We start from the raw sequence: 18,663 nt of genomic DNA, 5'->3' as shown, positions 1-18,663 counted from the left end.
CCTACCTGATGGTCACAACTCGCGACAGGTGAATTGAGCTTCCTCACCTTGGACGGTAACCCATCGCGCTACCCGCAGGGTCGGATCGAGGTTGTGCAGCCTGGTCACAATTCGACAAGCAGGCTGATTCCGAGAACCGCCATCATCACGGCGATCAGAGCATCGAGAACCCGCCAGGCGTTGGGTTTCGCAAAAAGCGGCGTCAGCAGACGTGCGCCGTAACCGAGGGCGCCGAACCAGACCACACTTGCCGTGATGGCACCGGCGGCAAACCACCAACGTCCGATCTCGCCGCGACCGTTGGCGATGGAACCCATGAGCACGACGGTGTCGAGGTACACGTGTGGATTGAGCCAGGTGAGAGCCAATGCCATCGTGACGGCGGCAAGCCTCGACCCGTTGCCATGTCGATCCGGCGCCAACGTCTGGGGGTGAAGTGCCCGCTTGGCGGCGAAGAGCGCATAGCTGAGGAGGAAAACGGCGCCGGCGATACGAACGAACGTGATCATCGACGGTGCGTGTTCGAGGAGGGTCCCGATTCCGCTGACGCCCGCGAGGATGAGAATTGCGTCTGACAACGCGCACACTGCGACGATCGGGAGTACGTGTGATCGCGTCAGGCCTTGACGAAGAACAAACGCATTCTGGGCGCCGATTGCGACGATCAAAGACAGTCCGACCCCGAAACCGACGAGGGCCGACGCAGGGTCGTTGTTGCTGAGCATGTCGTCGAGCCTGCCGCTCGGATTTCAGTCAGTCCAGCTAATGATTCTTAGGATGCATCAGAGTAGCTTCAGATTATGTTGGATTTCGAGCAACTGAGGGCATTGCACGCCGCGGTCGACGAGGGAACCTTCGAGGCGGCGGCGCGGAAGTTACACATCACGCCTTCGGCGGTCAGCCAACGAATCAAAGGTCTCGAGACCTCGGTTGGCCGGATCCTGGTGCAGCGCACCAAACCCATCCGGGTCACCGATTCGGGGAGAGAAGTCCTGCGTCTTGCCCGTCAGATAGACGCACTGTCGCGTGACACCGTGCGAGAACTCGGCCTTGAAAATGGTTCAGGGATGTTTGCACGCGTCTCGATCGCGGTCAATGCCGATTCGCTGTCCACCTGGGTTCTCGGGGCCCTCGCGGAGTTCACGCAAGAAGTCAGTTTCGATTTTCATCTCGACGATCAAGACCACACCACTGAACTACTGCGCGACGGTTCGGTCATGGCTGCCGTCACCTCTGTTGCGTCACCGATTCAAGGGTGTACCTCCAGCCGTTTGGGCATCATGCGGTATCGGCCGATGGCGAGTGCGGAGTTCTGCCGTCGTTGGTTCGCAGACGGTGTCACGGTCGAATCCCTTTCGGAGGCGCCGCTGGTTGTGTTCAATCGCAAGGATCTACTGCAGGATCGCTACCTCGATCAAAAGGTCGGCCACCCCGCCGATCCGCCCCGTCATCTTGTTCCTTCATCGGCAGACTTCGCGGACGCCGTCAGACGGGGATACGGCTGGGGATTGATACCGGACCTGCAGCGCGGCGACGACGATCGCTCCGGCGTGCTGATCGGATTCGATCCGGACTTCGTGGACGACGTTCCGCTGTACTGGCAGCAGTGGAAACTGTCGTCACCTGTCTTGCGCCGGATCTCCGAGGTGGTGACCAGACGCGCCCACGAGGTGTTGCATCAGCCGTCGAACTGATGCATACCGTACGTGTGGTGTTGTGCTCAGGGAACAAAGAACCTGGACAAGTTGATCCCCTGGGACCGTTTCTTCGGCCGCAGGACGCCGATAGTGTTTTGAGTCACACACGAATGAAAGGTGCTGACTCTCGTGGCGAACATCGGATATCTGGCTTGGGATCTTGCAGAGAAGTACGGGCAGAAGCCGTGCTTGCGGGACGACCACGTCGAACTCACGTATGAAGAGTTCGCAGATCGCACGGAAGCTGTTGCCGCGCAATTGGCCGGACTCGGAATCGGCCTCGGTGACGTGGTGGCGATCATGCTGCCCAATCGCGTCGAGTTGCTGATCGCGATCATGGCTGCCTGGCGCATCGGTGCTGCGGCTACACCCATCAATCCGATGTTCACCGCGAACGAAGCGGACTACCAGATCGCGGACTCCGGGGCCGAGTTGGTCATCACCGCCACTGCCGACGCACCCTCGGGCGGCCGAGCAGTGCTGGCCGTCGAAGATCTGGCGACAGTGCCGCCGACCGATCCCCGACCCGGAATCGATGTTGCAGCAGACGATCTGGCGTTGCTCATCTACACCAGCGGCTCCACCGGACGGCCCAAGGGAGTGATGCTCACGCATGCCAACCTGCAGTTCATGGCTTCGTCGATGGGCAAGAACATCGGTGTTACCGGCGCGGATCACTGCCTGCTGATTCTGCCGCTGTTCCATGTCAACGCGATCTGCGTCAGCGTCTTGACGCCCTTACTTGTCGGCGGGCAGGTGAGTGTCACCGGGAAGTTCTCGGTTTCGAGATTCTTCGACGACGTCGCGCGGCTTCGCCCCACGTATTTCTCGGCGGTGCCGGCAATCTACGCGATGCTGACCTCACAGCCGGAAGACCCTTCGATCGACACGTCGTCCTTGAGGTTTGCCGTGTGCGGTGCGGCGCCGATCAGCAAGGAACTCCTCGAACGCGCTGAGCAGCGTTTCGGTTTCGTGATCGTGGAAGGTTACGGACTCACCGAGGGGACCTGTGCGTCGGCCTGCAATCCTGTGGACGGCGTGCGCAAACTCGGTACGGTCGGCCCGGCGTTGCCCGGCCAGCAGATTGCCATTCTTGCCGAGGACGGAACCTTTGCGCCCGCCGGGACTGCCGGAGAGGTGGTCATCAAGGGTGGCAACGTGATGCGTGGCTATCTGGGGAAGCCGGAGGAGACTGCGAAGACCGTCAAGGATGGTTGGTTGCATACCGGTGACGTCGGAGTCCTCGACGAGGACGGCTACCTGACCCTGGTCGATCGCATCAAGGACATGATCATCCGTGGGGGAGAGAACATCTACCCCAAGGAGATCGAAAATTCGCTCGCTACACATCCTTCCGTGCTCGAGGCAGCCGTCATCGGCGCTCCGCACCAGGTCTACGGAGAGGTGCCAGTTGCCTATGTCGTTGCCTACCCCGATGCACCCGTCACCGAAGACGAACTGCTCGAACATGTCACGGCCTTGCTCACCCGAGTAAAGGTGCCAGTGGCGATCTACGTCGTCGATGCGCTTCCCCGAAACCCGGTGGGCAAGATCGACAAACCTGGAATGAGACGAGCTTTGAGCGCAACTCCCGCTCACTAGTCACTTCCCCGTAATACCAGCACAGCTCGACGACGTCCGTCGAGTCGATCCGTCATGCCCACATTCCGTATTTCAGGAGCACATCATGGGATTCAAAGAAGGAAACTTCCCTCCCGTCGATCCGGCAACGTTCATGGACAAGCCGTTTCTCGAGCGTCTGCGTGACATGTCCACGCACTGGGTGGATTACGGCTTCGGTACGCCGAAGATGGTCCACACCGTCTACATCATGAAACTGTTGTTCCTCTACCTGGCAGCTGGAACAGCCGTTGCCACTTTGACTTCCGGCCTCTCGTGGTTCGACATCGGATCGTGGTGGAACCAGCCGATCGTCTACCAGAAACTCATCATCTGGACGATGATGCTCGAGATGCTGGGCTTGGCAGGATCCTGGGGACCGCTCGCCGGCCACTTCAAGCCGATGACCGGTGGAGTTCTCTACTGGCTCCGCCCCGGCACGATTCGTCTGCCACCGTGGCCGGGCAAAGTGCCGCTCACCTCGGGTGACACCCGCACGGTGTTCGACGTCTTCATCTATGCCGCCGCAGTCGCCAATCTCCTTGTTGCCGCTGTTCTCCCCGGTGTTCACACCACAGGAATCGATTCGGCAATCGCTGACAATGCCGGACTGGTGCGCCCGACGGTCTTGTACTCCTTCCTGGTACTCATGGTGATTCTCGGGTTGCGGGACAAGGTGCCCTTCATCGCTGCCCGTAGTGAGCAGTACCTGCCGGCGATCTTCTTCTTCACATTCCTGCCGTTCGTCGACATGATCCTGGCGCTCAAACTGCTGATCGTCATGGTGTGGATCGGTGCCGGTGTCTCGAAGTTCGGTCGCCATTTCTCGCTGGTGGTTCCTCCGATGCTCAGCAATACCCCGTGGATCCCGTCGAAGAAGATCAAGCGCGCCCACTACCGGAATTTCCCGGAGGATCTGCGGCCTTCACACCTGGGCGGCGGCGTCGCACACGTGGCCGGAACGATGGTCGAAATCGTCACCCCGTTGATACTGCTGTTCTCGACGAACAAAACCCTCACGATCCTCGCCGTGATCCTCATGGTCGGATTCCATCTGTTCATCGCGTCGACCTTCCCGCTTGCCGTCCCACTCGAATGGAATCTTCTGTTCGCCTACGCCTCGGTCTTTCTGTTCCTGGGATTCCCGGCATGGGACGGCTACGGACTCGGCGCCATGTCCTCACCGTGGATTACCGCGGGAATTGTTGCAGCCCTTGCCTTCTTCCCCATTCTCGGAAACCTTCGACCGGATCTGGTGTCCTTCCTGCCGTCGATGCGTCAGTACGCCGGCAACTGGGCATCCGCGACGTGGGCATTCGCGCCGGGCGCTGAAGCCAAGATCGACCAGTTCATCAAGCGTCCGTCGCCGGATACGCGCAATCAGTTGATGACGATGTACCCCGAAGATGTGTCCGATGTCGTTCTGCATCAGCTGTTGGGCTGGCGTTCCATGCACAGCCAGGGGCGTGCGCTGTTCTCTCTGATGATCAGGCACCTCGGCGACGACATCAACACGTACTCACTGCGGGAAGCAGAGTTCATGTGCAACTCCATCGTCGCCTTCAACTTCGGTGACGGGCACCTGCACGACGCGAAGTTGATCGCAGCCATTCAGCGTCGCTGCAATTTCGCACCCGGTGAGTTCCTGGTGACCTGGATCGAATCGCAGCCCATCCACAAGGGAACGCAGGAGTACCAGGTGATCGATGCCGCTCTCGGTGTCATCGAACGAGGTACTTTCAAGGTCGCCGACGCAGTCGCCGAACAGCCGTGGTTGCCGAACGGGCCCATTCCGTTCGACGTTCAGTGGACACTGGACGTACGGGCCGACCGCGCGGCAACGGATCCGCAGGTTGTCTCCGAACCGAAGATGCGTACGAGGGTCAGCGGTAGCGAGCAAGAGGTGAGTAAGTGACAAAGGCCGTAGTCGTCGGCAGCGGGCCCAATGGGCTCGCTGCCGCGGTACACCTCGCACGTAGCGGTGTGGACGTGCAGGTGCTCGAGGCTGCCGACCAGATCGGCGGAGGCACCCGCTCCGGTCCGATCGACGTGCCGGGGTTGATCCATGATCACTGCTCGGCGTTTCACCCGATGGGTATCGGCTCGCCGTACCTGTCCAAGCTGGACCTCGAGCGATACGGGCTGATCTGGAGATGGGCAGACGTGGACTGCGCGCATCCGCTCGACAACGGGGACGCCGGGGTTCTGTACCGCTCGCTGGAGCAGACGGCTGCGGGACTCGGCGCTGACGGGCCTCGATGGCAACGCACGTTCGGTGACTTGTCGACCGGGTTCGATGCGCTGGCGTCCGATCTGATGCGCCCGATCGTCAATGTTCCGCACCATCCGCTGCGGCTCGCAGCTTTCGGTCCGCGAGCGCTGCTTCCGGCAACGGTGACCGCCAAACTGTGGAAGACGGACAAGGGGAAGGCGCTGTTCGGCGGGGTTGCCGCACACGCCTTCTATCCACTCAACCGTCCGGCCACCTCGGCGGTGGGATTGATGATCACTGCTGCTGGTCACCGCTACGGTTGGCCGGTTGCCGAGGGAGGTTCGCGGTCGATCACCGACGCGATGGCTGCGATGCTCCTCGATCACGGCGGCAAGATCGACACCGGCGTTCGGGTTCGTACGGCCTCCGAGATTCCGGACGCCGATGTTGTTCTGCTGGATGTCAATCCGGGGGGTGCGCTCGAAATTCTGGGCGATCGACTCCCTGGCCGAGTGGCGAGGGCCTATCGAAAGTTCAAGCAGGCTCCTGGAGCATTCAAGGTCGATTTTGCGATCGAAGGTCATGTGCCGTGGACCAATCCGGACTGTGTTCGGGCCGGAACTGTCCATCTGGCAGGTGGTTTCGACGAAATCGTGGCCGCTGAGCGTGAGACGAATTCAGGCCGCATGCCGGACCGGCCGTTCGTGCTGCTAGGTCAGCAATACCTGGCTGATCCCACCCGATCTGCCGGGAACGTTCATCCGCTGTATGCCTATGCGCACGTGCCTCACGGTTACGCCGGCGACGCTACGGAGGCGATCATCCGTCAGATCGAGAGGTTTGCGCCAGGATTCCGGGAGCAGATTGTCGCGACGTCGAGCAGTGGTACAGCTGACCTGGCAGAGGACAATCCGAATCAGGTAGGCGGCGACATCATCGGAGGTGCCAACACCGAACTGCAGGTTGTCTTGCGTCCGCGCGTCGCAGTCGATCCGTACAGCACGGGGATCGCGGGCACTTACCTGTGCTCGGCCTCGACCCCGCCGGGTGCCGGAGCACATGGAATGTGCGGGTACAACGCAGCCGAATCGGCTCTGAAGTACCTGCGACGAAAGGGTGCGGAAGTTCTGTGAGTAGTCCATCGCACAAGGAACGAGGCGCCGGTGCGATGCGGCGCCTCGCCCGAGTGCCTGCAGCCGCGGAGCCGGAAGTGCTTGCGGTGGTTGCCGAGTTGGCACGACGACTCGACGAGCGCAGCGCCGATATCGCGCGCGAGATGGCCTTCATGATGGCTCACGAAATCGACCAATTGGATGCAGACGCCAAATTGCTCGAAATGCTCGAGGCCAGCGTGCAGGGAAACATCACGACGATCATCCACGTATTGGCCAACGACATTCCGATCGATCATCTCCAACCCACCACTGCTGCAGTGGAATACGCTCTGCGTCTGGCGCAGCGGGATGTCCCGTCCAACTCCCTTGTCCGGGCCTATCACATGGGCCAAGGCGATCTGATGCGGATCTGCCACGACGAGATCAGCACACTGGATATTCCGGCGCGACTCACTTTGGCTGTCCTGAAACACACTTCGGACGTGGTCTACAGCTACATCGACTGGATCACGCTCTACGTCTTCGACGCGTACGAGCGGGAACGCAGTCGATGGATGGCAGCGCAGGGAAACCTCCATTCGGCCGCAATCCACGCCCTCCTGTCCGGCGCCAACGCAGATACCGCTGCTTTCGAAGCGGAGACCGGGTACCGCCTCGGTCAGAACCACGTCGCCCTGGTGGTCTGGTCGACGTGGGATGCCGACGTCATGGGCATCAATACGCTGGACCGACTCGTACGTGATCTCGGCGCAGCGGCGGGAGCGGACAAGCCGCCGATCATCACCGCCATCGATCGGCGCACGGTGTGGGCGTGGCTGCCGTTCGGTCGCCGGGTGCCTGCGCCGGATCCGGAGGTTCTCGCGGCGGCAGTGCCGTTGGACGGCGGGGCGCGGGTGGCAATCGGACTGCCGGGGTCAGGGGTCGACGGTTTCAAACGGTCCCACGAACAGGCAACCGCCGCCTATTCGGTTGCTGCCGTCCCGGATACACCGCAGCGACCTGTGGTGAGCTTCGGAGACCGCGGCGTCGCTGTGGTTTCACTTCTGTCCGAGAACATCGATTCGACGAAGTCATGGGTCTGGGAGGTGCTTGGCCCGTTGGCGGAAGATACGCCCTCTGCTGCATCCTTGCGGACGACGTTGAGTGTGTACTTTGCACATGGTGAAAGTCATCTGCACACTGCCAATCACATGAATCTGCACCGGAATACGGTGAAGTATCGCATCAACAAGGCGCTCGGCGATCCAGTTGCTGCCGGCCGAGACAAGTTGGATCTTGCTCTGGCCCTGCAGGTTTGTGAGTTGTTGGGCAGATCGGTCTTGCGCCCCGCGCGAACGTCGTGAGTTGTGGAAAGTTGTGGACGCGCCACGGCCTGTGGGCTCCGTATCGGGTTTTGATGTCCGATGCGGAGCCTGGCCGTGTTCTGTTGTCGCCAAAGAGGTTTGACCCCTCAGGTTTTGAAGGTGGTGTTCGCGGGCCGTGGGTGCTGGCCGGGGTCGATCGAGGGCGGCGGGACGAACCAGGGTTTGTTGTCGGCGCCGATTCGGATTTCCCATTTGCCGACGAACCCGGATTTCCGGTGCATCAGTCGGTGATGTGAACGGCACAGCAGGACCAGGTTGTTCATCACCGTCGGGCCGCCGTTCGCCCAGTGCCGGATATGGTGCGCATCCGTCCAGGCAGGCACACATGAACACCCCGGGAACGCGCAGCCTCTGTCTCGGGCGATCAACGCCACTCGCTGTTCGGGGGTGACCAATCGTTTTCCGGGTTTCGCATCGAGCGGTGCGCCGTGATCGTCGAGCAGGACGGTGGAGAGGAAGCAGTCGCAGCCGAGGAGTCTGGTCTGTGACACGGACAGTGGTCCGAGCCAGGGCATGTGCCCGACATCAAGATCGGCCAGGTCCAGAGAGTCGTCATCACCCGAATCCGAAGACTGTGCGGCACAATCCCGATGCTCCGCCAGATCCCGAGCATTGATGTGCACGTTCACATGCGGACGCTGACCACCATCGGTACCGGTTTTCGCGCAGTCCAGATACCGGCGGATCAGTTCGGTGAACCCGTCCGCGGTGCGTTTCGCCGCCGACCGGGCATCCGGCGTCCCATCCGGTGCTGGGGTCGGCATCGTCAGACTCGACAACGCCGACAACAGCATTTCGCCGGTGAGGGCGTCGAAATCACCACGCACCACCACTCGACCGTTCAAGGTCGACGCGATCCGCAACTCGTTGAGATCGACATCTTCGGCGGGCGGGATCTCATCCGATTCGAACAACCGCTCCAAGGTCGCGATCACGTTCCGCACCTTCGTCGTCGTCGCCTCCACCCCCGACGCAGCAGCGAGCAACAAATCGATGCACTTCGGTAATGCCTCCTCCGGCATGCCTTTCGGCGGTGACTCGCAGAACGCCACGATCAACACGGCATGATCGAACGAGCAGTCCCCGCCATCGAACCGAGCCGCCACCGCCGGAAACGGCCGCAAAGCAGCACCCAACGCGGCGATCTTCTTCCCGTCCCGAACCTGCAGCATCGTGTTGGCCGCCAACCAGGACCCCACTCCGCGGCTGGCAATCACCTGATCATCCGGCCGCAACGACAACTCGTCCACCACGGCCACCCGCACGGCTTCCAGGCGCAGAATCTCCGCACTCGCCTCGACAGCAGCAGCGCGCAACTCGGCAGCAGTCAACCGCCACAACCGTCCGCGTAACCCCACCGCAGAACCCGACACCACGTCCGACAACAAGACACTCATTGAATCCCCCGATCCCCTCCCCAAATCATATTCGAATATGTGTTCGAGTCAAGGGGTTATTCACCAACGAATCGGCCTGACTCTGTGATGTCAGCGGGTTGTCATACTGTGGTCGAGTGACTTCGCCGTGGACAGCTGGGCAGGTGGCGTCGGTAGCTCCGGACGCCGCATCGCTGGCCGCTGCGCGCAAGTTGGCTGGTTCGTGGAGCCATGCCGGCAACAGGGGTCTCGCGCTCTGGGGGCTGTGTCAGGGCAGCGGCTCGAAGCCGTATCAAGCAGTGGTCGACCTGCGGGGCCCTGCATACAAGTGCTCGTGCCCCAGTCGAAAGTTTCCGTGCAAACATGCTCTGGGGCTGTTGGTGGAATGGTCGGAAGGGCGTGTGCCGTCGGCGGACGAGCCCGCCGACTTCGCGGCAGAGTGGTTGTTGCGCCGCGAGGAGAAGGCCGAGACCCGCGGCGAAAGGGCTGAGACCGGCGACGAGGCTCCCAAGAGGGCTCCCGACCCGGCGACAGCGCAGAAGCGCGCCGACCGCGTTGCGAGCGGTCTCGTCGAATTGGACCTGTGGATCACCGATCAGATTCGCAGTGGTCTGGCAGCGATGGACACATCCTGGGCGGGCTTCGACGCAGTAGCTGCTCGAATGGTGGATGCTCAGGCGCCTGGTGTCGCAGGCACACTTCGAGCCTTGGCGGGCACCGTTGCGTCTACCGAGAACTGGCCCGAGAAAGTCCTCGACGAGTTGGCTCGGTTGCACCTGCTGGTTGCTGCGCATCAGAAGCTGTCCGAGTTGCCGGAAGATCTTGCCGATTCGGTGAAAGCACACGTCGGCTATCCGGTCTCAACCGAGAGTGTGATGGAATCGATTCCGGTGAAAGAGAACTGGATGATTCTCGGTTCCGGGATCACCGAGGAGAAGCGACTGTTCACCCGAACGGTGTGGATGCTCGGCAGGAATTCGAAGCGGTGGGCCATGCTGCTCGACTTCTCCCACGGGTCGGCCAATTTTGCCACCGAAACGCCGCCAGTCGGGTTTCTGCTCAACGCCGATGTTCATTTCTATCCTGGTGCCGCGGCATTGCGGGCGCGGATAGGGGTCACGCACGGAGAACCGGAGCCCTTCACAACCATGCCGTTCGGAAGCATCGACACTGCGTTGCAGCAGTTTACCGATGCCCTCGCCGCGGATCCATGGTTGCGCTCGTGGCCGGCAGTGATCAGTTCGGTGGTCCCGTCGTTCGTCGACGGATCATGGTTTGTCGTCGACGAATCGGGCACAGCGCTTCGGGCAGAGGGTGATTCGGATCTTCTGTGGAAGTTGCTCGGCATTTCCGGCGGTTACCCGGTCACAGTCTGCGGAACGTGGAACGCGCTGGCTCTTACTCCGATCTCGGTTTTCACGGGAGGGCAGGTGATCGTGCTGTGAGTACATTGATCTCAGCGGCGCTCCTTGGGACAGCCAGAACAGCAACAACATTCGAGGAGCTGCCGGCTGAAGTGCGTGGCTACGCTCGCGAACTCGACGGCGATCCTGCCGAGATGCTTCTCGCAGGAGCAGCGTTGGAGAGGGCGTACCGCCGTGGCGGTGCGGGCTCCACCACGGCGGCGGTGCCGACACCTGCGCCAGACGATGTTCGATTCACGCTGCCGGAATCCTCATCGGCGCATCTGCTGTCGATGCTCGCGGCCAAGGCGACCTTGCTCGACGAATGGTTCGCAGTCGCGTTGGAGCACAATTACCGTGCGCCTGATCATCTGGTCGCCGAGTTGCTTTCCTTTGCACGTGCAAGTGAAGCTCACCGGGAGAGCATCCTGCAGATTGTCGGCGAGCGTGGTCGATGGCTTGCCGCGCAAAACCCCGAGTGGAGCAAACTCGTCCGAACCAGGGATGCCAACCCGGACGTGTGGCGTCACGGAAGTTCGTCGCAGCGCACACAGTGGCTGATAGACACTCGTCGAACAGATCCCGCGCTGGCGCTGGCCGAACTCCGAATGTCCTGGGGCACCGAGCGGGGCGAACAGAAGGCTGCCTTCGTCGCGGCGCTGGCAAACGGACTGAGTGCGGATGATCAACCATTGTTGGAGGAAGCCCTCGACGACCGTCGCAAGGACGTGCGACGCGCGGCAGTGGAAGTACTCGGACAACTCCCCGAATCGGAGTTCGGGGAGAGAATGGCTGCTCGGGTTCGGAAATGGGTGCGGGTGGAACGGAAACTCGTTCGGTCCACGCTCGTCATCGTCCCGCCTGAGGAAGTCGATTCAGCGGCGAGGCGAGACGGCATCGAAGACCGGCCGAATCCACACACCGACTATCGTGCCGAGTATGTGCGTCAGGCGATCGGTTCTGCGCCGTTGTCTCTGTGGAACAACATGATCGGTGGACCAGGCAAGGTCTTGGGGATGAGCGTTGACGAAAGCTGGGAACCGATCCTTCACGACGCGTGGTCCACCGCCGCAGTCGCGCAGAACAATACGGAATGGGCGCTGGAACTCTTTCGTATGCGCGGCACCGCCACCGGTCGACGCGTGCTCCCGTTGGTGCCGGCCAAGGCGCTGGCTGATCTGTTGAGGTCCGGAAACGGCGACGCCAACGTTCTGCACCCGGGCCGGGCAGCGATCTACGACGCTCTGCGAGGTCCATGGCCCGAGGACATCACCCGGGCAGTGGTAGCCCAGTGGGAACGAGTTGCGGCCAGACGTGCCGACGGAGGCGCCAAGGCCGGCGAATTCTCACGCTACAAGTACGTCGCATCGCTGCGCCTGGCCGAGACTCGATTTCCTTACAGCGCAGTAACTTTGCTGGAGCGTGCGGCGGAGCGTGCTCGTGACCCCGACTGGCGGCAAACCTTCGCCAGAACTGCCAGTGCCATCACCCACCGCAAGACTCTGCTCGAGGAGCTCAAGTGACTGACAGCGTAACCGTGCCCACCACGGAACCGGAAAAGCTCGCGCAACCGGCAAAGCTGATGCGGCCCCACGCAGAGCAGGAGTACGCGCTCGAACTCGAAGCACTGGCCGCGCAGGATGCTCGTCCGCGTCCACCGTCGTGGAACTTGTCGCCCTGGGCCGTCGTGACGTATCTGTTGGGTGGCACTCTCGACGACGGAACCGTCATTTCACCGAAGTACGTCGGTCCACGGCGGTTGATGGAAGTGGCCGTCGCAACTCTTGCCACCGACCGGGCGCTACTGCTGTTGGGGGTTCCCGGTACGGCCAAGACCTGGGTCTCCGAACACCTTTCGGCCGCAATCTCGGGTGCGTCGACGCTCCTGGTCCAGGGCACGTCGGGTACGCCCGAGGAAGCTATCCGCTACGGCTGGAACTACGCACGTCTTCTCTCCGAGGGGCCGACCGCCGGTGCGCTGGTGCCTTCTCCCGTGATGACGGCGATGGAAACCGGGAAGATCGCCCGCGTCGAAGAGTTGACGCGTATCCCGGCCGACGTGCAGGACGCTCTCATCACCATTCTCTCCGAGAAGACGTTGCCGGTGCCGGAACTGGGCATCGAGGTGCAGGCAGCCAAGGGCTTCAATCTGATCGCTACCGCCAACGATCGCGATCGCGGTGTCAACGATCTGTCGTCCGCACTGCGTCGACGGTTCAATACCGTAGTCCTCCCTTTGCCGGCCAGCGAGGAAGACGAGGTGGCCATCGTGGCACGTCGAGTCGAACAGCTGGGCGCAGCACTGGAATTGCCGACAACCCCCGCTGCAGCCGAGGAAATTCGCCGGGTCGTCACCGTGTTCCGGGAACTGCGATCAGGCGCGACCACCGACGGCCGCACCAAGTTGAAGTCCCCGTCCGGAACTCTGTCGACGGCGGAGGCGATCTCGGTGGTCACCAACGGTTTGGCGTTGTCTGCGCATTTCGGGGACGGCGTACTGCGGGCATCCGACGTCGCTGCCGGAATCCTGGGTTCGGTGATCAAGGATCCGGTCGCAGACAAGGTGGTGTGGAACGAGTACCTCGAGGCAGTAGTGCGTGAACGCGGCGAGTGGTCCGACTTCTACCGGGCGTGCCGCGAGGTCACCGGGTGACCATCGTGATTCCGGACCTGCGTGTCCGGGTCTTCGGTATCCGTCACCACGGCCCGGGATCTGCTCGTTCGGTTCGGCAGGGTCTGGAAGAGTTCTCGCCTGACGTCGTCCTGATCGAAGGGCCTTCGGACGCAGACCCGTTGGTGATGCTGGCGGCGTCGGAATCGATGGAACCACCGATTGCGTTGCTCGCGTACGCCACTGGCGAACCGTCGAAGGCGGCCTTCTGGCCGTTTGCGGTGTTCTCACCCGAATGGCAAGCGCTGCAGTGGGCTGCGAAGAACGGTGTGCAGGCACGGTTCTGCGATCTGCCCGCCTTCAACGTGTTGGCGGGTCAGGGGATTCGTACTGTCCGCGAGGGCGATCCTCTGTCGGAACTGGCCGCGGCCGCGGGTTTCGACGACACCGAGCGCTGGTGGGATTCGGTGATCGAATCGAGCTCGGGCGCAGATTCTTTCGATGCGATCACCGAGGCGATGGAGGCGCTGCGTGAGACAGTGCCGATCGACGAGGAGACAGCGCATCGCGAAGCGTACATGCGTCAGGTGCTGCGAAAGACGTTGAAAGATGGCGCTGAGCGGGTAGCGGTCGTCTGCGGAGCCTGGCACGCGCCGGCGTTGGTCGGAGCCTTGGGGCCGGCGGCACCCGATGCTCGCATCCTCAAAGGAATGTCCAAGGTCAAGACCTCGCTGACCTGGGTTCCCTGGACACATTCACGCCTGGCGTCGGCATCGGGTTACGGCGCCGGAATCACCTCGCCGGGCTGGTATCACCACCTGTTCACCGCGAACGACAAGACGATCACGCGGTGGCTCACCAAAGTTGCGCGGGTGCTCAGGGACGAGGACCTTCCGATCTCGAGTGCTCACGTCATCGAAGCTGTCCGGTTGGCAGATACGTTGGCGGCACTGCGTTCTCGACCCTTGGCGGGATTGTCGGAGGTCACCGAGGCAACGAGGTCGGTGATGTGCGACGGGAACGACGTTCTTCTGGATCTGATCACGCGAAGATTGGTTGTGGGCGAAGCGCTGGGCGCGGTGCCCGAGGAAACGCCGACAGTCCCACTCGAAGCAGACCTGCGCGCACGCTCGAAGACCTTGCGGCTCAGACAACAAGCGGGAGCAAAGACTCTCGATCTGGACCTGCGACGCGACATCGACGTCGAGCGTTCCCAGTTCCTGCACCGACTGGGGATCCTCGAGATCGATTGGGGAACCCCGGCCGACAGTGAGGTCCGTTCCACCGGAACGTTCCGGGAGACTTGGGCGCTGCAATGGAAGCCCGAATTCTCGGTCTCGGTGATCGAGGCGTCGCTGTGGGGCACGACGGTGGTTGCAGCGGCAACATCATGTGTCGTCTCGAAGATCAACGAGCCGGACATTTCTCTCGCGTCACTGATCGGACTACTGGAGAACTCGCTCCTGGCGAACCTGCCGGCAGCGTTGTCCGCTGTGCTGGAAAGTGTGAAAACGGTTGCGGCACTGGATCATGACGTGTCGCACCTGATGGCGGCGCTGCCCACGCTGACGCGAACGCTGCGGTACGGCGATGTGCGCGGAACCGACGTGTCGGCATTGGTCGACGTCGCCGACAGCCTGTTGATCCGCATTTGCACCGGCCTCGCAGTCGCCGTCACGGGCCTGGACGATCCCAGTGCCGAGGAGTTTCGCGAACACCTCGACAAGGTTCACTCGGCAGTCATGGTTCGTGACGATCGCGATGCGAGCGCACGGTGGCTGCAGGCCATGGCCGGCGTGATCGACCGTGACGACGTCAACGGATTACTCGTCGGACGGTTGGTGCGGCTACTGCGCGACAGCGGTTCGATCACGGAAACCGCTGCAGCCCAGCGCTTGTCTCGGGCCCTGTCCGTGGGAAGCACGCCGACCGCCAAAGCCGGGTGGGTCGACGGGTTTCTCGGTGGAGGAGGGCTTGTGCTCGTTCACGATCGAGCGTTGCTCACGCTGATCGACACGTGGGTTCGCCAACTTCGTGAGCAGGACTTCATCGACACGCTTCCACTGCTTCGACGTACGTTCGGAGCGTTCGAGGCGGGGGAGCGTCGAGCGATCGGTCAGGCGGTCAGAGGTGGACGACGCGTCGAAACGACAGTGGAGACCGATGCTCGACGCGGCAGAGCGGCAATGGCGGTCGTTGCGGACATCTTGGGGGTGGGCGCATGAGCGACGACGATCAGCGCCTTCGACGCTGGAGACTGATGCTCGGGGAATCCGCCGAAGAATCGACGGGTGGGCTGGGCCAACCGGGCGAGCGTCGAATGGATGCAGCTCTTGCCGCACTCTACGATTCGTCCGGCCCGACCAAGGGGCGACGCCGCTCAGCCGGATTGGGGGCGTCGGCTCCGTCCGTCGCCAGATGGCTCGGCGATATCCGGACGTACTTTCCCAGCACGGTGGTGCAGGTGATGCAGAAGGACGCGATCGACCGACTGGGTTTGGCGCAGTTGCTGCTCGAACCGGAACTGCTCGATGCCGTCGAGCCCGATGTGCATCTGGTCGGGACGCTGCTGAGCCTCAACCAGGTCATGCCGGAGGCAAGCAAGGCCACTGCTCGAATGGTCGTCGGCAAGGTGGTTCGGGAAGTCGAAGAGCGAATCGCGCAGAAAACGAAGGCCGCGGTGACCGGGGCTCTCAATCGTTCGGCCAGAACGTCGAATCCGAAGTTGCGTGACATCGACTGGGACCGAACCATCCGAGCAAATCTGTCGCACTACCTTCCGGAGTATCGAACCGTCGTCCCCGAGCGGCTCGTCGGATACGGCCGCAAGTCGAAATCCGTGCAGCGCGACGTAGTCCTGGCGATCGACCAATCGGGTTCGATGGCGTCCAGCGTCGTCTACGCATCCGTGTTCGGCGCGGTGTTGGGGTCGATACAGGCGCTGAAGACTTCGCTCGTGGTTTTCGACACTGCCGTCGTCGACCTGACGGACAAACTGTCCGATCCAGTCGACGTCCTTTTCGGGACCCAACTTGGTGGGGGCACGGACATCACCCGCGCTATCGCGTACAGCCAGTCGCTGATCTCGCGTCCTGCCGAGTCGATGTTCGTTCTGATCTCGGACCTCTACGAGGGCGGTATTCGCAACGAGATGTTGCGCCGGATGGCCGCCATGAAGAACTCCGGCGTTCAAGTCGTGGTTCTACTGGCACTCTCGGACGACGGGGCACCGTCGTTCGATCACGACAATGCAGCGTCGCTGAGTGCCCTCGGGATTCCCGCGTTTGCGTGCACGCCGGACAAGTTTCCGGAACTGCTGGCGGTGGCTCTGGAACGCGGGGACGTGTCGGCTTGGGCGGATCAGCTCAGCCTCGAACAGCACTGACCGGTCTGCTTCGAGAACCTGAACACCGGGTACACCCGCACGATGGGTGACGGACAGGTTGCTGGTTCGACGACGCAAGCGGGTTCAGGACTGGTTCTCACGGTGTTGGCATCCAGCCAATTCCTGATGACCTTGGACAGTTCGGTCATGAACGTTTCGATGGCAACCGTCGCCGAGGACGTCGGCACGAGCATCACCGGCATTCAAACCGCGATCACGCTGTACACCCTGGTCATGGCGACGCTGATGATCACGGGCAGCAAGCTGGGGTCGATGATGGGTCGTCGCCGGGCCTTCGCGCTCGGCTTGATCATCTACGGCGCAGGTTCTCTGACAACGGCGCTCGCTCCCAATCTTGCGGTCCTGCTGATCGGATGGTCGTTCCTCGAAGGCGTCGGTGCGGCACTCATCATGCCCGCGATCGTCGCGCTCGTCGCCACCAACTTTCCGGCGCAGAAGCGCCCGGCTGCCTACGGTCTGGTCGCTGCCGCCGGCGCGATGGCCGTGGCGGTCGGGCCGCTGATCGGCGGCGCCGCGACGACATTTGCGTCATGGCGTTACGTGTTCGTCGGCGAAGTCGTGATCGTTGTCCTGATCTTGCTGGTGCTGAGCAAGGTGGTCGACGTCCCACCGTCGAAGTCGCGCCTCGACTACGTCGGATCGATCTTGTCCGTGGTGGGACTGGGCATGATCGTCTTCGGTGTACTGCGCTCGAGCGAGTGGGGTTGGGTGCAGGCCAAACCCGACGGACCGCAGTTGGTCGGGCTTTCCCCGGTGGTGTGGCTGCTGATCGCCGGGCTCCTGGTCGTGTACGGATTCCTGCGCTGGGAGGGACGCCTGGCCGCTGCGGGGAAGGAGCCGTTGCTTGATCCGGCGATGCTGCGAAACCGCGAGCTCAGTGGCGGACTTTCCATGTTCTTCGCGCAGTTTCTGGTCCAGGCGGGCGTGTTCTTCGCGGTCCCGTTGTTCTTGTCCGTAGTTCTGGAGCTCAGTGCCCTGGAGACGGGAGTTCGCATCCTGCCGTTGTCGGCGGCGCTCGTCGTGGCGGCGATCGGTATTCCGAAGCTACGGCCTACCGCGAACCCGCGACGCGTGGTCCGAGTCGGATTGTTGGTCATGGTCGTCGGCATTCTGATGCTCGTTGCAGGCATGGACCCCGGCGCCAATGCGGCGATCGTGATGATTCCCATGCTGTTCATGGGTTTCGGCTTGGGGTGCCTGTCTTCGCAGCTCGGAGCCGTCACGGTGTCCTCGGTCCCGGACGAGCGCAGCACCGAGGTCGGCGGGTTGCAGAACACCGCCACCAACCTCGGCGCTTCCTTGGGAACTGCCCTGATCGGATCGGTTCTCATTGCCACTCTCACGACGTCGGCGATCGCCGGAATCGAAGACAATCCGGCGGTTCCGACATCGGTGCAGCAGCAAGCGAGCACCGACATGGCCTCGGGCGTGCCGTTCCTGTCGACGACGCAACTCCGATCCGCTCTCGATGACGCCGGCGTCGCCGAGTCCACGGCGGATGCGATCGTGGACGTGAACGAAGAAGCCAGGCTGGACGCGTTGCGTGTCGCTTTTGCCGTGGCAGCGCTGCTCGCAATCGCCGCGTTGTTCCCGACCGCTCGAATCCCCCGCGTCGCGGTCGGCGACAAACGTGGTTCGAGCTAAGAATCAGCAATCGCGGATCGACCTGGACGATCGACGGAACGACCTCTGGATATAGTGATCTGCGCACAATCGATTCGTCAGATGGCTACCGTTGTGAAGGAAACAAGCAGCGAGTCTGAAACACTGACGTTTCACCGGATAAGGGTTCGGTGGGGAGCCAGGGGAGGTTCGGATGGCCAGGCGAGCGGATTCGACGCCCGCTGATGGCGCCTGCG

General features: G+C 62.2%; 13 protein-coding genes. 11 read left to right on the top strand and 2 right to left on the bottom strand.

Annotated features, from left to right (window positions below):
* Nucleotides 1-104: 104 nt before the first annotated feature.
* On the bottom strand, nucleotides 105-725 hold the full coding sequence (locus P0M12_RS09880) for a LysE/ArgO family amino acid transporter (protein ID WP_277377638.1): 621 nt from the start codon (nucleotides 723-725) through the stop codon (nucleotides 105-107).
* A 75-nt stretch (nucleotides 726-800) separates the two neighbouring features.
* Between P0M12_RS09880 and P0M12_RS09875 the strand changes: the two genes are divergently transcribed.
* The 5 genes from P0M12_RS09875 (at nucleotide 801) to P0M12_RS09855 (ending at nucleotide 7,987) form a co-directional block, all read left to right on the top strand.
* Nucleotides 801-1,694 carry a LysR family transcriptional regulator ArgP gene (locus P0M12_RS09875; protein WP_277377637.1) on the top strand — a complete coding sequence of 298 codons (894 nt, stop codon included), beginning with the start codon at nucleotides 801-803 and terminating at the stop codon, nucleotides 1,692-1,694.
* A gap of 132 nt (nucleotides 1,695-1,826) precedes the next feature.
* The gene (locus P0M12_RS09870) at nucleotides 1,827-3,299 is read left to right on the top strand and encodes an AMP-binding protein (RefSeq protein ID WP_042451673.1); all 1,473 of its coding nucleotides are present in this window, start codon (nucleotides 1,827-1,829) and stop codon (nucleotides 3,297-3,299) included.
* Between the two features lie 85 nt (nucleotides 3,300-3,384).
* On the top strand, nucleotides 3,385-5,232 hold the full coding sequence (locus P0M12_RS09865) for a DUF3556 domain-containing protein (RefSeq protein WP_064075024.1): 1,848 nt from the start codon (nucleotides 3,385-3,387) through the stop codon (nucleotides 5,230-5,232).
* Nucleotides 5,229-6,662, top strand: coding sequence for an NAD(P)/FAD-dependent oxidoreductase (locus P0M12_RS09860; RefSeq protein WP_277377636.1), 1,434 nt, complete (start codon nucleotides 5,229-5,231; stop codon nucleotides 6,660-6,662). The genes P0M12_RS09865 and P0M12_RS09860 overlap by 4 nt, the downstream gene beginning before the upstream one ends.
* A 35-nt stretch (nucleotides 6,663-6,697) precedes the next feature.
* The gene (locus P0M12_RS09855) at nucleotides 6,698-7,987 is read left to right on the top strand and encodes a helix-turn-helix domain-containing protein (protein WP_042921507.1); all 1,290 of its coding nucleotides are present in this window, start codon (nucleotides 6,698-6,700) and stop codon (nucleotides 7,985-7,987) included.
* Nucleotides 7,988-8,094: 107 nt separating this feature from the next.
* Here P0M12_RS09855 and P0M12_RS09850 read toward each other — a convergent pair whose 3' ends face one another.
* Nucleotides 8,095-9,405 (bottom strand): HNH endonuclease signature motif containing protein, encoded by a 1,311-nt coding sequence (locus P0M12_RS09850; RefSeq protein ID WP_075834695.1) that lies wholly within the window; start codon nucleotides 9,403-9,405, stop codon nucleotides 8,095-8,097.
* 116 nt (nucleotides 9,406-9,521) lie between these two features.
* On the opposite strand from P0M12_RS09850, the gene P0M12_RS09845 reads away from it, so the two are divergent.
* From P0M12_RS09845 to P0M12_RS09820, 6 genes are read left to right on the top strand one after another with little or no spacing between them, the layout of a single operon-like run.
* Nucleotides 9,522-10,829, top strand: coding sequence for an SWIM zinc finger family protein (locus P0M12_RS09845; RefSeq protein ID WP_277377635.1), 1,308 nt, complete (start codon nucleotides 9,522-9,524; stop codon nucleotides 10,827-10,829).
* Nucleotides 10,826-12,310, top strand: a complete 1,485-nt coding sequence (locus P0M12_RS09840; protein ID WP_277377634.1) for a DUF5691 domain-containing protein — start codon at nucleotides 10,826-10,828, stop codon at nucleotides 12,308-12,310. Before P0M12_RS09845 ends, P0M12_RS09840 begins: the two co-directional genes overlap by 4 nt.
* Before the next feature lie 59 nt (nucleotides 12,311-12,369).
* Nucleotides 12,370-13,440 carry an AAA family ATPase gene (locus P0M12_RS09835; RefSeq protein ID WP_030536085.1) on the top strand — a complete coding sequence of 357 codons (1,071 nt, stop codon included), beginning with the start codon at nucleotides 12,370-12,372 and terminating at the stop codon, nucleotides 13,438-13,440.
* Nucleotides 13,437-15,623, top strand: a complete 2,187-nt coding sequence (locus tag P0M12_RS09830) for a DUF5682 family protein (RefSeq protein ID WP_277377633.1) — start codon at nucleotides 13,437-13,439, stop codon at nucleotides 15,621-15,623. Before P0M12_RS09835 ends, P0M12_RS09830 begins: the two co-directional genes overlap by 4 nt.
* On the top strand, nucleotides 15,620-16,783 hold the full coding sequence (locus tag P0M12_RS09825) for a VWA domain-containing protein (RefSeq protein WP_277377632.1): 1,164 nt from the start codon (nucleotides 15,620-15,622) through the stop codon (nucleotides 16,781-16,783). The genes P0M12_RS09830 and P0M12_RS09825 overlap by 4 nt, the downstream gene beginning before the upstream one ends.
* 42 nt (nucleotides 16,784-16,825) lie before the next feature.
* Entirely contained in the window at nucleotides 16,826-18,448 is a 1,623-nt protein-coding gene (locus tag P0M12_RS09820) for an MFS transporter (protein ID WP_042446444.1), read from the top strand.
* The last annotated feature ends 215 nt before the right edge of the window (nucleotides 18,449-18,663 follow it).

The sequence above is a fragment of the Rhodococcus sp. RCBS9 genome (assembly GCF_029457415.1).
In the GTDB taxonomy this organism is placed as follows: Bacteria; Actinomycetota; Actinomycetes; order Mycobacteriales; family Mycobacteriaceae; genus Rhodococcus_F; species Rhodococcus_F qingshengii.
Note: the sequence above shows the minus strand (reverse complement) of the source record. Positions and strands in the feature narration are given on the sequence as shown.

What these genes read in the sequence shown, in the direction of transcription:
- P0M12_RS09880 (WP_277377638.1), bottom strand. Translation starts at nt 725, where the DNA reads ATGCTCAGCAACAACGACCCTGCGTCGGCCCTCGTCGGTTTCGGGGTC.
- P0M12_RS09875 (WP_277377637.1), top strand. Translation starts at nt 801, where the DNA reads ATGTTGGATTTCGAGCAACTGAGGGCATTGCACGCCGCGGTCGACGAG.
- P0M12_RS09865 (WP_064075024.1), top strand. Translation starts at nt 3,385, where the DNA reads ATGGGATTCAAAGAAGGAAACTTCCCTCCCGTCGATCCGGCAACGTTC.
- P0M12_RS09855 (WP_042921507.1), top strand. Translation starts at nt 6,698, where the DNA reads ATGCGGCGCCTCGCCCGAGTGCCTGCAGCCGCGGAGCCGGAAGTGCTT.
- P0M12_RS09850 (WP_075834695.1), bottom strand. Translation starts at nt 9,405, where the DNA reads ATGAGTGTCTTGTTGTCGGACGTGGTGTCGGGTTCTGCGGTGGGGTTA.
- P0M12_RS09835 (WP_030536085.1), top strand. Translation starts at nt 12,370, where the DNA reads ATGCGGCCCCACGCAGAGCAGGAGTACGCGCTCGAACTCGAAGCACTG.
- P0M12_RS09825 (WP_277377632.1), top strand. Translation starts at nt 15,620, where the DNA reads ATGAGCGACGACGATCAGCGCCTTCGACGCTGGAGACTGATGCTCGGG.
- P0M12_RS09820 (WP_042446444.1), top strand. Translation starts at nt 16,826, where the DNA reads ATGGGTGACGGACAGGTTGCTGGTTCGACGACGCAAGCGGGTTCAGGA.